The organism is Vreelandella hamiltonii (genome assembly GCF_014651775.1).
GTDB lineage: Bacteria > Pseudomonadota > Gammaproteobacteria > Pseudomonadales > Halomonadaceae > Vreelandella > Vreelandella hamiltonii.
Map to the genome: position 1 here is coordinate 34036 of NZ_BMXN01000004.1, position 14545 is coordinate 48580.

Below are 14545 nucleotides of genomic sequence, written 5' to 3' on the forward strand. Positions count from 1 at the left end.
ATAATGATGACGTTCAAGTGGAGCGGTGCATGGACATAGCGGATTTTTTTGACACCTTCTTTGAAGAGGCCGAGGAGCTGCTGGCGGATATGGAGCAGCACTTGTTGGAACTGGATGTCGATAATCCGGATAGCGAACAGCTAAACGCTATTTTCCGCGCGGCCCACTCCATCAAAGGTGGGGCGGGGACCTTTGGCTTCAGCGTGTTGCAAAAAACCACGCATATCTTCGAAAACCTGCTGGATCATGCGCGCAAGGGAGAGCTAGCACTGCGCGCTGACCTCGTCGATACCTTCCTGGAGGCCAAAGACATCATGCATGAGCAACTCAATGCCTACCGCAATGAGGAAGAGCCGAATCAGGAAGCCTACGAGCGGATATGCGAGACGCTCCAGCAGATCGCTTTGGAAGAGATTGGCAAGACTCTGGATGCGCCAGCCGCACCCAAGGTAGAAGAAGCGCCTGTCAAAGCGGCCGGCGCGTCTTCCTCTAGTGAGACAGAAAGCGGTCAGGAAGGGGAGCACCGTCTCAAGGTGGCGCTGCTCAATGTGAGCGAAAAAGATCGTCTGCTGCTGGTAGAAGAGTTGGAGCAGTTGGGCGATGTCGAGTCACAGTCGGGTGATGAGAAGCGCTACGAAGTCATCCTGTCGGGAGGCGTCAGCGCCGACGACATCGAGGCCGTGATGTGCTTTATCATCGAGTCGGATCAGATCGACATCACGGCATTGGCTGCCAGTGCTCCTGCGGCTGCCGGTGAACCGCCAGCACCTGTGGCCGAGCCCGCTCAGCAGGACAGCGCTACCGTCACCAAGGCGCCTGCGCCCGCCAAGCCAGCGGCTGCCAAGGCAGCGACCAAGAAACCTGCCGATCAGGCGCCCAAAAAGGCAGCTGCCGAAACCTCGTCGATCCGCGTGTCGGTCGACAAGGTGGATCAGATCATCAACCTCGTGGGCGAGCTGATCATCACTCAATCGATGCTCGATCAGACGGTGAGCGACCTCGAAGGCCAATCGGTCAGCAACAGCTCCCTGCAAAATGGCATGAGCCTGCTGCAGCGTAATGCCCGTGACCTCCAGGAAGCCGTCATGTCGATCCGCATGATTCCCATGGAGTTCGTATTCAGCCGCTTCCCAAGGGTTGTGCGTGATACGGCCAGCAAGCTGGGCAAAGAGATCGAGCTTATCACCGAAGGCAAGTCCACCGAGCTGGACAAGAGCCTGGTAGAACGCATCACCGACCCGCTGACACACCTGGTACGCAACAGTCTGGATCATGGCGTGGAAATGCCGGAAGTGCGTGAGTCCCTGGGCAAGCCGCGTGTGGGCAAGCTGGTGCTCTCGGCACGCCACCAGGGCGGCAACATTCTGATCGAAGTCCGCGATGACGGGGCCGGCATGGACCGTGATCGGCTGTTGGCCAAGGCGCGTGAAAATGGCCTCAACGTGTCCGACACGATGTCCGATGAAGAGGTGTTTCAGCTCATCTTCGCCCCCGGCTTCTCCACTGCCAAGGAAGTGACCGATGTCTCTGGGCGTGGCGTTGGCATGGACGTGGTGAAGCGTAACATCCAGGGGATGGGTGGGCGTGTCGAAATCCAGTCGAAAAAAGGCGAGGGTACCAATACCCGCATCGTGTTGCCGCTGACGCTCGCCATCCTGGATGGCATGTCCATCAAAGTGGGCAACGAGACGTTCATCCTGCCGTTGTCTACCGTGCTGGAGTCGCTACAGCCTGCCAAAGGGGATATGTACGCCATGGCGGGAGATGACGTGGTACTCAAGGTGCGCGACGAGTATCTGCCGGTCATCGCCATTCATGAAGTACTGGATGTCGAAAATGCCATTACCGACCCCACCCAAAGCATTGCGGTCATCGTGCAAGGGGAGGGGCGTCGCTATGCCATGCTGGTAGACGAACTGATCGGTCAGCAGCAGGTCGTCGTCAAGAATCTTGAAGACAATTATCGCAAAGTGCCGGGCGTATCGGCCGCTACCATCCTGGGGGACGGTAGCGTTGCGCTGATTCTCGATATTACCGGCTTGCACCGTTTGAGCCGGGTGAAAAAAGAAGCAGGGAAAATCGCTAATCAACCCCATCTCTCTTATTACAAAGAGGCTGAGCCGTCATGAGTCATTCATCCAACGAAGCAGTGTTAGCCGCTGCCGAAGCAGAAAACCGCGAATTCCTGGTGTTTTCCCTCGGGGATGAAGAGTACGCCATCGATATCCTGAAGGTTCAGGAGATTCGTGGTTATGAAAACGTCACCCGCATCGCGAATGCGCCTGATTTCATCAAGGGTGTCACGAATCTGCGTGGGGTGATCGTGCCGATCGTGGACCTGCGCATCAAGTTCCACCTCGAGAATGTCGAGTACGGTGGTCAAACAGTCGTGATCGTGGTCAATGTTGCCGATCGTATTGTTGGTATTGTGGTAGACGGTGTTTCCGATGTGATGACGCTCGTGCCTGATCAGATCAAACCCGCACCTGAGTTCGGTGTCACGCTCTCCTCCGACTTCCTGAGCGGCCTGGGCAGTCTGGATGACCGTATGCTGGTGCTGGTCGATATCGATAAGCTGTTGACCAGTGAAGAGATGGCGCTGGTGGACAGCACGAGTCATCACTGATACCTGCCATGGGCACAAGGAACGTGCCCATTCTGGTCCACTTAATCCGCCTTGGTGCTAAGGACAGCGCTAGTCAGTACGGTTGCGTTTGGAGTAATGCGTGTGACACAGCTAGTGCGTCAACTGATGAGTAACATGACGGTGCGTCTTAGTTGGGGGCTGGTGCTGGCCACCTTTTCACTCCTGGTAGTGATTGCCTGTGGTATCGGCCTTTACGCGCTTCATCATGGCGCCACGCTGGTGCAGGCCACGGCAGATGCCCAAGCCCAGCAGCAGGCATTCACTGCTTTTGCCGAGCGCATCCGTTGGGCGCTGATCGCTATCGTGCTGATGACCATCGTCACTGTCGTGATCGTGGTATGGGGCGTCACGGTCAACGTGTTGCGCCCGCTGGATCGGTTGGTGGGTTATTTCGAACGCATGGCTCAGGGTGATCTGAACCAGCAGATCAGCTCGCCCGGCAAAAGTGAAATTGGCAAGCTCTACAGTGCCATGGCGCACATGCAGGCTGCGCTTTCGGATACGGTGGGGATCGTTCGGCGCAGTGGAACCACGATCTTCGAACGCTCCCAGCACATTGCCAACGGCAATAACGACCTCTCGTCGCGCACGGAACAGCAGGCTTCTTCGCTCGAAGAGACCGCCTCCAGCATGGAACAGCTCGCCTCTACCGTCAGCCATAATGCCGACAACGCTCGCCAGGCGAGCCAGTTGGCGGGCGATGCGACCCTGACCGCTCGGCGCAGCGGTGAAGAAGTAGGGCAAATCGTCGAGACCATGCAGGATATCAGTGCCAGCTCTCACCAAGTGGCGGATATCATTACCGTTATCGATAACATTGCTTTCCAGACCAATATTCTTGCGTTGAATGCGTCGGTAGAGGCGGCCCGTGCGGGTGAACACGGCAAGGGGTTTGCCGTCGTGGCTCAGGAGGTGCGTAGCCTGGCCAGCCGCAGTGCCAACGCAGCCAAAGAGATCCGCACGCTGATCGACACGTCCCTGGGCAAGGTGGATGCGGGTACCCAGCGCGTCAACCAGGCTGGGCAGACCATGCAAGACCTGGTCACTGCCGTACAGCGGGTCAGTGACATCATGGATGACATTGCGGCGGCTTCCGAAGAGCAAAGCAACGGCATCGGGCAAGTGAACCAGGCGGTTGCCCAGATGGATCAAGTCGTTCAGCAAAATGCTCAGCTGGTGCAGCAAGCCGCCCGCAGTGCCAACGAATTGGAAAGCGAGGCAGCCCGTCTGCGTGAAGCGGTGGAGCGCTTTCGTGTGGCAGGAGGGGCGGTAGCCGTCCCTTCCGCCCCTACGCATTCCCCACCGATGAAACGGCCTGCTACCCCGCCGCCAACGCTGACCAAAAAAGCGTCAGAAGAAGAGTGGGAAACGTTTTAAATACCGATAACGCCCTGAACCAGCGCCAAGCGCATAAAATTAACAATAAGGCAGCAAGATGCGTAACAACCAGCCCATTACCCAGCGCGAAGTCGCTCTGAACCAAGATGACTTTCTCGTTTCTCGTACGGATCTCAAGGGGTGTATCACCTACGCCAATCCGGCTTTTATCGAGATCAGTGGCTATCGCCATGATGAGTTGATAGGTGCTCCTCACAACCTGATTCGCCACCCCGACATGCCCGCGGCCGCCTTCGAGAATCTGTGGAGTACGCTGAAACGTGGCGATACTTGGCGGGGGCTGGTCAAGAACCGCTGCAAGAGTGGCGACCATTATTGGGTCGATGCCAGCGTCACGCCGATCGTGGAAAACGATCAGATGGTGGGTTATACCTCCGTGCGTGTGCAGGCGACGCGCGAAGCCATTCAGCAAGCGGAGCAGCACTACAGCGATATTCGTGAAGGGCGCAACAAGCGCCTGTATCTGGATAAAGGGCGTGTTCGCCAGCGTGGGCTCGTTGCCAGAGTCAGACGTATGCGTCTGGATACCATTCGCGCCAAGCTGATAGGAATGGTGTGCATTGCGGCTCTCCTGCTGGTCGCCAGCGGTGGATTGGGGCTATACGGTTTGAACGTGGCGGGTGAGCGCCTGGAGGGCCTGAACAACGACGGCCTGCGTGACGTCATTCGGCTGCAACAGATCGATCAGACCATCGCTCAGACGCGCCAGTCGATGATCGAACCCGAGCGTATGCAGCTCATCACTCAGCGTTTCGACATGGGGGATACCGTGGCCGCCAGTGCTGCCCAGGTGGCGGATGTGTGGCAGGCCTATTACAGCCGTGAGGTGAATGCCACGCCACTGGCCAGCCAGTTCGATGAACAGCTGCAGGCCTTTCTGGATAATGGCATGCGCCAGGCAGTGGGTGTGCTCCAAGCGGAAGAGACCTACCAGGCATTTACCGGCCTGGACGCCGTGATCCGTGTCATGAACGAGGATGGCCGGGCGCTCTCTTCCCTGGTCAATGAACTGATTGCCCAAAAGCAGGCAACCGCGGAAGTGATGGCCTCCGAGGCCGAGCGGGGACAAACCGTCATGCTGAGCGCTCAGGTCGGTGTGCTAGCCACCGGCTTGGCGCTGTTGATCGTGATCAGCCTGCTGACGCTGCGCTCCATTACACGACCGCTGAAGCAAGCCTCGCGGTTTACCTTGCAGATTGCCGGCGGCAATCTTGCCGCCAGAGTACCACCCAGACGGCGTGATGAAATAGGCCAGCTCATGGATGCCCTCGACACCATGCGTAAAAGCTTGAGCAGCATCATTGGCGAGGTCAAGACAGGCATCGATGTCGTCACGCCAGCGGCCAAGGATATTGCCAGCGGTAACGAGGCGCTTTCATCACGTACTGAGCAGCAGGCGGCATCGCTGCAACAGACGGCGTCCAGCATGGAGGAAATGACCACTACCGTTCGTCAAAACAGTGATAACGCTCAAGAAGCACGACGTCTGGCCGATAATAATGCAACAAGGGTGTCACAAACGGGTGAGTTGATGACGCAGTTGGTCGATAACATGCAGCGAATCACGCAAAGTTCGCAGAAGATGACCGACATCATCAACGTCATTGACTCCATTGCCTTCCAGACCAACATTCTGGCCCTCAATGCGTCAGTCGAAGCCGCACGAGCGGGAGAGCATGGGCGTGGGTTTGCCGTCGTGGCCGAAGAGGTACGCAAGCTGGCGGGACGTAGTTCCGATGCGGCTCAGGAAATTCGCGGCCTGATTGATGACTCGAGTCAGCAAGTGGGCGAAGGGGCGGGCCTGGTTGAAAGGGCCGAAGTCGCGATTAGCGAAGTGGCTGAGGCTGCCCGTAGCGTCACGCAAATCATGCACGACATTTCGGCAGCCTCCCAAGAACAGAGCAGCGGTATCGCCGAGGTCAATCAGGCGGTGGCCGAAATGGATCAAGCGACACAGCAGAACGCTCTGCGTGTTCAGGAAACGGCACAAGCAGCGCTGGCCCTGGAGCAGCAGGCCGAGCTTCTTGCGTTATCGGTCGAGGCCTTTCGCTTGTCAGGCCATCGCCAGGTGCCGCCGCAACGTGAGCAGCCGCAGGCAGCCGCGCTGCCGAAGGTGACTGCGCAACCTCGCAGCGCCACACCGCCTGTGCCGGTCAAGAAACGGCCAATGGCTTCTGCAGAGGAGTGGGAAACATTTTGACAGACCAACGCGAACGGGGAGTCGACGCTGGACAGTGGGCAACCAGCGGACAGATTGAACGTGATCTGGTGCTCACGGATGCGGATTTCACACGCATCCGTGAACTGATTTATCAGCGTGCTGGAATCGTGCTGGCAGAGCACAAACGCGAAATGGTGTATAGCCGCTTGGCCAAGCGGCTGCGGCACCATAGCATGACGCGTTTTACCGACTACCTTTCGCGGCTGGAGCGGCAACCCGATGCCAAGGAGTGGGAGGCGTTCACCAATGCGCTGACCACCAACCTCACGGCTTTTTTCCGAGAGTCGCACCACTTTCCGCTTTTGGCAGAGCATATCAAGCACAAGCAGGAGCCGGTCACTATCTGGTGCTCAGCAGCATCGACGGGGGAAGAACCCTACTCGATTGCGATGACGCTGCTGGAGAGTCTGGGAGCCCGCGCGTCACAGGCCAAAGTGATTGCCACCGATATCGACACCGATGCCTTGGCCAAAGCGCGCCGCGGTATTTATCCCCAGGAGCAGGTACGCAAGCTGGATGAAGCACGCGTGAAGCGATTTTTCCAGAAAGGCACGGGTAACCACATCGGGCTGGCGCGGGTACGGCCAGAAGTGTCTGCGCTGGTAGAGTTCATGCCGCTCAACCTGCTGGCGCCACAGTGGCCTGTCAAAGGCCCCTTTGATGCCATTTTTTGTCGTAATATCATGATTTATTTCGATAAAGATACACAAGCGAAAATACTCAAGCGGTTTGCACCACTGATGAAGCCCGATGGCCTGCTCTTTGCTGGACACTCGGAAAACTTCTCTTACATCAGTGATGCTTTCAAGCTTCGTGGACAAACCGTCTACACCCTTGCCAATCGATGATCGTTGTGTGTGACGCTGCTGATGAGGCCACGGCCCACAGGAGTAATGCCGAAATGGCGACTGTTAAAGGAGGCGTGCTTTGAGCGCAGCCAAGATCAGAGTGTTGTGCGTCGATGACTCGGCGCTGATTCGTGACCTGTTGACCGAAATCATCAACTCGCAGCCTGATATGGAAGTGGTCGCGGTGGCCCCCGACCCCATTGCGGCCCGTGACCTTATCAAACAGCACAATCCGGATGTCTTGACGCTGGATGTCGAGATGCCGCGCATGGACGGCCTGGATTTTCTCGAGCGGCTGATGCGTTTGCGCCCCATGCCGGTGCTGATGGTTTCCTCATTGACGCAAAGCGGTTCCGAGATCACCTTGCGGGCACTGGAGCTGGGCGCGCTGGACTTCGTGGCCAAGCCGAGCCTGGGCATTCGTAGTGGCATGATGGAGTACGCCAACGAAATCGCTGAAAAATTGCGCGCGGCGGCACGCTCTCGTCCGCGCCAGGCGCGTAACAAGAACACCCCCCCTCCCAGCCAGCTCAAGGCGCCGATGATCTCCAGTGAAAAACTGATCATCATTGGCGCGTCGACGGGGGGCACCGAAGCGATTCGCGCCGTGCTGGAGCCGTTGCCAGCCAACGCGCCTGCGATTCTGATCACTCAGCACATGCCCGGCGGTTTCACTCGCTCGTTTGCCGAGCGGTTGGACAGGCTGTGTCGTATCACTGTCAAGGAAGCCACCGATGGTGAGCGCGTGCTGCCAGGCCATGCCTATATCGCCCCTGGTGACCAGCATCTGGAGTTGGTACGCAGCGGCGCCAACTATGTGGCGCGGCTCAATGATGGCCCGCCGGTGAACCGTCATCGCCCGTCGGTCGATGTCTTGTTCCACTCCGCAGCCAAGCATGCAGGGAAAAACGCGGTCGGCGTGATTCTGACCGGCATGGGCAAGGACGGAGCTGCCGGGCTTCTGGAAATGCGTCAGGCAGGGGCCCCGACCATTGCCCAGAACGAAGAGACCTGCGTGGTGTTCGGCATGCCTCGGGAGGCCATTGCCGTGGGCGGCGCAGTGGAAGTGCTGCCGCTGGACGAAATTCCATCGAAAATGATGGCGCTGGTAGCTGCCTCAGGACGCGCTCAGCGCGTCTAGGGCCCCAGAGACAAGACACACGAGCCAAGGGAATTCATAACAATGACACGTTTGTTGCGCAATCTTAGTATTCATCTTGCCGTTATTTTTGCGTTGGTCTGCTTTGTGGCGTTGATTCTGCTGATCGCCGGTCTGAGCATTGCGTCGGATCGCAATGCTCAGAGCAACCTGGCCACGTTGGATCGCATCGGCAATCAGCAGCTCAATGAGCTGAATCGCGCTGACTCGCTGCTCAACCAGGCCATGCTGGCGCTGGAAACGGCGTCGAATCTGCTGATGGTGGGGCAGACCCGTCAATCCAATGAGCAGGTAGATATCGCTGCCAACCGACTGGAGCGTGCCGAGCGTCGTTATACGAACTTCATGGCCACACCGCGCACGCCAGAGGGTGAGTTGCTAGGGGGCGCAGTGGATGAAAGCTTCATGCGGGTATTGGCGTTGGTCAAGGAGCAGCATGCCAGCTTCGACACCATGGACATCAATACCTTCAACCGCTTGCGTGGCGAGCTGATCGAGCCCTTGGGCGAATTGGCTGCCAATACCACGGCGTTTACCGAGTATGCTTTTGGCCGCGTGGGCACCGTACGTGAAGACGCTCAGGCGCAAGGCAGTCTCTTTACCACGATCAGTATCGCTGCCGTTGGACTCGCGCTGCTGGTCACACTGGCCATCTACCTCGGCCTGCGTCGTACGGTGATCAGGCCGCTGGGCGATGCCGCTGCGCGCCTTGGACGCATTGCCGAAGCCGATTTGACCCAGCCGCTCCCCCAGGCGGGCAAGAACGAGATAGGTCGACTGTTCGCTGCCATGGCCACCATGCAGCAGAACTTGAGTGCCACCGTGTCGAGGGTGCGCGAGGGCAGTCAGGCAATCCATCACGGCACTCGAGAAATTGCCAGCGGCAACGCAGACCTGTCCTCCCGCACCGAGCAGCAGGCCGCCTCCATCGAGCAAACTGCGGCCAGCATGGAACAGATGACGGCCACCGTGAAGCAGAATGCCGACAATGCTCGCCAGGCAAGCACGTTGGCAGCAGATGCATCCACTACCGCCGAGCAGGGAGGGCAAGTCGTCGAACAAGTGGTACAAACCATGCACGGTATTTCGACCAGCTCGCAAAAAGTGGCTGATATTACCAGTGTGATCGACTCGATTGCTTTCCAGACCAACATATTGGCGTTGAACGCTTCCGTGGAAGCAGCGCGGGCGGGCGAGCAGGGGCGTGGTTTCGCGGTGGTGGCTGGCGAAGTACGTAACCTGGCCAGCCGCAGTGCGGACGCCGCCAAGGAGATCAAGTCCCTCATCGAGGCCTCGGTCAGCCAGATTCAGCAAGGCTCCTCGCTGGTCGAGCAGGCAGGGCAGACCATGACGGAAGTAGTCACGGCAGTGCGGCGTGTCACGGATATCATGGATGAGATATCGGCGGCCTCGCAAGAGCAGAGTGATGGCATCGAGCAGGTCAGCCAGGCCGTTGGCCAGATGGACCAAGTGACTCAACAAAATGCCGCGCTCGTTCAGCAGGCGTCTGCAGCGGCAGCCTCGCTGGAAGAGCAGGCCAATCGCCTTGAAGAGGCCGTTGCGGTCTTTCAGGTGCTCAATGCGCGGGCTGAGCGCACTCACGCGCCAGCGTCCGTGGCAACGTCGGCGCTGCCCAAGGCAGCCGCCAACCCGCCAGCTCGTCGTGTTGCTGCTCAACAGCACCACGATGAGTGGGAAGAGTTTTAACCCTGACTGAATCAGCAGTCCCCCTGTAAATATTGTGATGTGAGAGGATGACCAATGGCCGATAAGAACATGAGCTTCCTGGTGGTAGACGATTTCCCCACGATGCGTCGTATCGTACGTAGCCTGCTGAAAGAGCTGGGCTTTACCAACGTCGATGAAGCCGAAGATGGCCAGGACGCGCTCAACAAGCTGCGTGCAGGCAATTTCGAGTTCGTGGTGTCCGACTGGAACATGCCCAACCTCGATGGCCTGGAGATGCTCAAAGAGATCCGTCAGGATGAAGCGTTGAAAGACCTGCCGGTACTGATGGTGACGGCCGAAGCCAAAAAAGAGAACATCATCGCTGCCGCTCAAGCGGGTGCCAATGGTTACGTCGTCAAGCCGTTTACTGCGGCCACTCTGGAAGAGAAGCTGAATAAAATCTTCGAGAAGATGGGTAAATGACGCAGCCGGGCTTTGGTGCTCGGTCAACGAGGAGACAACATAATGAGTCAGAATGAGCAGGGCGGTTCTGCCCAACTCTCTGAAGAGGCTGCTGAAGACCTGATTGTTCGAATTGGCAAGCTCACCCGCATGCTGCGCGACAACATGCGCGAACTGGGGTTGGACAAGGAGATCGAGAAGGCTGCGGAGGCGATTCCTGACGCTCGTGACCGTCTGCACTACGTGGCCACCATGACCGAGCAGGCGGCAGACAAGGCGCTGAACGCCATTGATCGTGCTCAGCCGTTGCAAGATCAGCTCTCCGAGCGTGCCGAAGCCCTGGACAAGCGTTGGGCCGAGTGGTTCGAGGCACCCAAGGAGCTGGATGATGCCAAGTCGTTGGTCAAAGAGACGCGAACTTACCTGAGTGATGTGCCCGAGATCACCGCAGCGACCAATAAAGAGCTGCTGGATATCATGATGGCACAGGACTTTCAGGATCTGACGGGGCAGGTCATCAAGAAGATGATGGACGTGATCCGTGAGATCGAGCATCAGCTGGTGCAGGTGCTGATCGACAACGTCCCGGGTGCCGAAGCCCGTGAAACCATGCAGCGCAAGGCGAACGATCAGTGGAAAAACGAGAATGCGCGGCGCAATGAAGATCTGCTGAACGGTCCTCAGGTAAAAGAAAACGCGCCTGACATCGTGACCGGCCAGGATCAGGTAGACGACTTATTGGATGAATTAGGCTTTTAATGCTGGGTTATTGACACATTGTAAGTGGTCGCATCTGGCACAATAGCTACCTGCTCAGCCGTCCTTTGGGGCGGCTGAGTGCATAGTATGGCGTAGTTTGATTCATCGTCCCCTCGTCAGCCGGATGACCGCATGGCAGATAACGACAGCGATCAGGAAAAGACCGAAGAGGCGACGCCCCGACGACGGGACAAGGCCCGTGAAGAAGGGCAGGTGCCGCGGTCTCGAGAGCTGACGACCTTCATGATGTTGTTGGGAGGAGTGATTGGTCTCTGGAGCATGGGGCAGATGCTCTATGATCAGTTGGGTACCGTGATGGAACAGGCGTTTCTGTTCGAGCGTCGTCAGGCCATGGAAACCACCCCCATGCTGGTCAACGCGCTGGACCTGGGCCAGCGGACGCTCTTCGCGATGCTTCCCCTCTTTCTGCTGTTGACGGTGATTGCGTTGATGGCACCCGCGCTGCTGGGAGGTTGGTTGATTTCATCCAAATCACTGCAACCAAAATTCTCCAAGCTGAATCCTGTCAAAGGCATCAAGCGCCTGTTTTCGATGCAGTCGTTGAGCGAGCTTGCCAAGGCGATCGCCAAGTCCATCCTGGTGGGCAGCGTTGCGTTCAGCTTTTTATATTTTAATATTGGCAGATATCTGGGGCTGATGGATCAGCCGGTTCAGCAAGCCCTGGTCACGGCACTCAATATGGCGGCCCTGGCGGCCGGCCTGATCGTGCTTTCCCTGATCGTGGTCATCCTGATCGATGTCCCCTTCCAGCTATGGAACAACGCCAAGCAGCTCAGGATGACCAAGGAAGAGGTCAAGCGAGAGCACAAGGACTCGGAAGGCGACCCCCACGTCAAAGGGCGCATTCGTCAACAGCAGCAGGCCATGGCGCGTGGGCGCATGATGAGCAAGGTGCCCGAAGCGGACGTGATCATCACCAACCCGACCCACTACGCCGTGGCCTTGAGGTATCAGGAAGGGAAAATGGGCGCGCCCAGGCTAGTGGCCAAGGGTGCCGATGCCGTGGCTGCCAAAATCCGTGAGATCGGCGCCGAGGCTGGCGTGCCGCGATTGGAGGCAGCGCCGCTGGCGCGTGCCCTGTATCATCATGTGGATCTGGAGGCGGAAGTGCCGGCCGAACTGTATACCGCAGTGGCCGAAGTCATGGCCTGGGCCTACCGTCTCAAGCACGTAGCACAACAAGGAGGCGAGGTGCCCCCCACCCCCGATAATCTGCCGGTCCCACCGGAAATGGATACGCCCGGCCGTCGTGCCGATGGCAATGAGGCGCAGCCATGAAAAGTTTGAGTCAGCTACTCAATCAGCGTAACTGGTCCAACGATGTCAGCATGAAACTGCTGGCCGGACCGCTGCTGATCCTGATGATCCTGGGCATGATGATCCTGCCCTTGCCACCGTTCGCGCTCGATCTGCTCTTCACCTTCAATATTGCCTTGGCCATCATGGTGCTGCTGGTCAGCATGTTTGCCGAGCGACCGCTGGATTTTGCCGCATTTCCTGCCGTGCTGCTGTTCACCACGCTGCTGCGCCTTTCGCTCAACGTTGCCTCTACGCGCGTAGTGTTGATGGAAGGGCACCAGGGGGGCGATTCGGCAGGCAAGGTCATCGAAGCGTTTGGCACTTTCCTGGTGGGGGGCAATTTTGCCGTTGGCCTGGTGGTTTTCCTGATTCTCGTGATCATCAACTTCATGGTCATCACCAAAGGTGCGGGCCGTATTGCCGAAGTGGGGGCGCGCTTTGTGCTCGACGCCATGCCGGGCAAGCAGATGGCCATCGATGCGGACTTGAACGCAGGCCTGATTGGCGAAGACGAGGCCAAGAAACGTCGCGCAGAAGTGGCACAGGAAGCCGATTTTTACGGCTCCATGGATGGTGCCAGCAAGTTCGTGCGTGGCGATGCAGTGGCCGGTCTGGTCATCATGGTGGTCAACATCATCGGTGGACTGCTGATTGGCATGATGCAGCACGACATGGGCTTTGCCGATGCGGCGCGCACCTACACGCTGTTGACCATTGGGGACGGTCTGGTCGCCCAGATTCCTGCGCTGGTGATCTCCACGGCGGCGGGCGTGACCGTGTCTCGGGTGAATACCGAACAGGACGTTGGTCAGCAGATGATCAGCCAGCTGTTCGTGAACCCGCAAGTCATGATTCTGGCGGCCATGGTGATGGGGCTATTGGGCCTTGTGCCAGGCATGCCCAACTTTGTATTTCTGCTGTTCACCAGCCTGTTGGCCGGTCTGGCCTGGTACCTGATTCGCCGCAAGAACCAGACGTTGGTCAATCAAGAGCTGACCGCTGCCCCGCCACCCATGCTGCAGGAGACCCCTGAGGCGAGCTGGGAGGATGTCCAGCTCGTCGATACGCTGGGACTCGAGGTTGGGCACCGCTTGATTCCCCTGGTGGACTCGCGCCAGAAAGGCGAGCTGCTGGGGCGCATCAAGAGCGTGCGCAAGAAATTCGCCCAGGAAGTGGGCTTTCTGCCGCCCGTGGTGCATATCCGCGACAACCTGGAGCTACCGCCGAATACCTATGTGCTTTCCATGAAAGGCGCCGAGATCGGGCGTGCCGAGGCACAGCCAGGCAAGTGGTTGGCCATTGACCCAGGCCAGGTATCGGGCGAGCTGCAAGGCACGCCGACGCAGGACCCGGCCTTTGGCTTGCCTGCGGTCTGGATCGACGCCAATCAACGTGAACACGCACAGGTGTATGGTTATACGGTCGTGGATGCCAGCACGGTCATTGCTACCCACCTCAACCACCTGCTGCACCGCCACTCCCCCGAGATGCTGGGGCGCCAGGAAGTGCAGAAACTGCTCGACAAGCTGGGCGACGATCAAAAGTCACTGGTCGAAGAAGTGGTGCCCAAATCCATCTCGTTGACGGTGCTTCAGCGTATCTTGCAGAACCTGCTGGATGAGGATGTGTCGATTCGTGATATGCGCAGCGTGCTGGATACCCTGGCCGAACATGCAGGCCAGCAAAAGGATCCCAACGAGCTGACGGCGCTGGTACGGATTGCGCTGGGGCGCGCGATTACCCAGCAGTGGTTCGCTGGGCAAGAGACGCTGAATGTCATGGGCCTGGATGCGCAACTAGAGCAAGTGCTGCTGCAGGCCATGAATGGCAACGGCGCCATGGAGCCCGGACTCGCGGATACGCTCATGAATCAGGCACAGCAAGCGTTGGAGCGTCATGAAGGCAGTGGTGAAGCCCCGGTGCTGGTGGTACAGCACTCGCTGCGTGCCGTGCTCTCGCGTTTTCTGCGCCGTCGCATGCGGCACCTGGTGGTCATGTCGCAGGCAGAAATTCCCGATGATCGCACGCTGCGAGTCGCCACGCTGGTGGGCGGGCGTTGATGT

The 14545-nt window shown here is 58.4% G+C and carries 11 protein-coding genes; all 11 read left to right on the forward strand.

All coding sequences use genetic code 11. The features are described from left to right. Window positions 1-29 precede the first annotated feature (29 nt). The gene (cheA, locus tag IE091_RS04715) at window positions 30-2129 is read left to right on the forward strand and encodes a chemotaxis protein CheA (protein WP_189462947.1); all 2100 of its coding nucleotides are present in this window, start codon (window positions 30-32) and stop codon (window positions 2127-2129) included. Continuing rightward, entirely contained in the window at window positions 2126-2626 is a 501-nt protein-coding gene (cheW, locus tag IE091_RS04720) for a chemotaxis protein CheW (RefSeq protein ID WP_039180809.1), read from the forward strand. Before cheA ends, cheW begins: the two co-directional genes overlap by 4 nt. Before the next feature lie 96 nt (window positions 2627-2722). After that, complete coding sequence (locus IE091_RS04725; RefSeq protein WP_084123801.1) at window positions 2723-4024, forward strand: methyl-accepting chemotaxis protein; 1302 nt, start codon at window positions 2723-2725, stop codon at window positions 4022-4024. Window positions 4025-4082: 58 nt separating this feature from the next. Further along, window positions 4083-6245, forward strand: a complete 2163-nt coding sequence (locus tag IE091_RS04730; protein WP_189462948.1) for a methyl-accepting chemotaxis protein — start codon at window positions 4083-4085, stop codon at window positions 6243-6245. Further along, a complete protein-coding gene (locus IE091_RS04735) occupies window positions 6242-7114 on the forward strand; it encodes a CheR family methyltransferase (protein ID WP_189462949.1) in 873 nt (290 codons plus the stop codon). The genes IE091_RS04730 and IE091_RS04735 overlap by 4 nt, the downstream gene beginning before the upstream one ends. A gap of 79 nt (window positions 7115-7193) precedes the next feature. Then, window positions 7194-8255 carry a protein-glutamate methylesterase/protein-glutamine glutaminase gene (locus IE091_RS04740; RefSeq protein ID WP_039180800.1) on the forward strand — a complete coding sequence of 354 codons (1062 nt, stop codon included), beginning with the start codon at window positions 7194-7196 and terminating at the stop codon, window positions 8253-8255. A 42-nt stretch (window positions 8256-8297) separates the two neighbouring features. Next, the gene (locus IE091_RS04745) at window positions 8298-9980 is read left to right on the forward strand and encodes a methyl-accepting chemotaxis protein (protein WP_189462950.1); all 1683 of its coding nucleotides are present in this window, start codon (window positions 8298-8300) and stop codon (window positions 9978-9980) included. 54 nt (window positions 9981-10034) lie between these two features. Beyond that, window positions 10035-10424, forward strand: coding sequence for a chemotaxis response regulator CheY (gene cheY, locus IE091_RS04750; protein WP_016915725.1), 390 nt, complete (start codon window positions 10035-10037; stop codon window positions 10422-10424). Between the two features lie 42 nt (window positions 10425-10466). Further along, complete coding sequence (gene cheZ / locus IE091_RS04755) at window positions 10467-11162, forward strand: protein phosphatase CheZ (protein ID WP_039180795.1); 696 nt, start codon at window positions 10467-10469, stop codon at window positions 11160-11162. A gap of 132 nt (window positions 11163-11294) precedes the next feature. Next, window positions 11295-12461, forward strand: a complete 1167-nt coding sequence (gene flhB / locus IE091_RS04760) for a flagellar biosynthesis protein FlhB (protein WP_189462951.1) — start codon at window positions 11295-11297, stop codon at window positions 12459-12461. Beyond that, window positions 12458-14542, forward strand: coding sequence for a flagellar biosynthesis protein FlhA (flhA, locus tag IE091_RS04765; RefSeq protein WP_189462952.1), 2085 nt, complete (start codon window positions 12458-12460; stop codon window positions 14540-14542). The genes flhB and flhA overlap by 4 nt, the downstream gene beginning before the upstream one ends. Window positions 14543-14545: the final 3 nt, after the last annotated feature.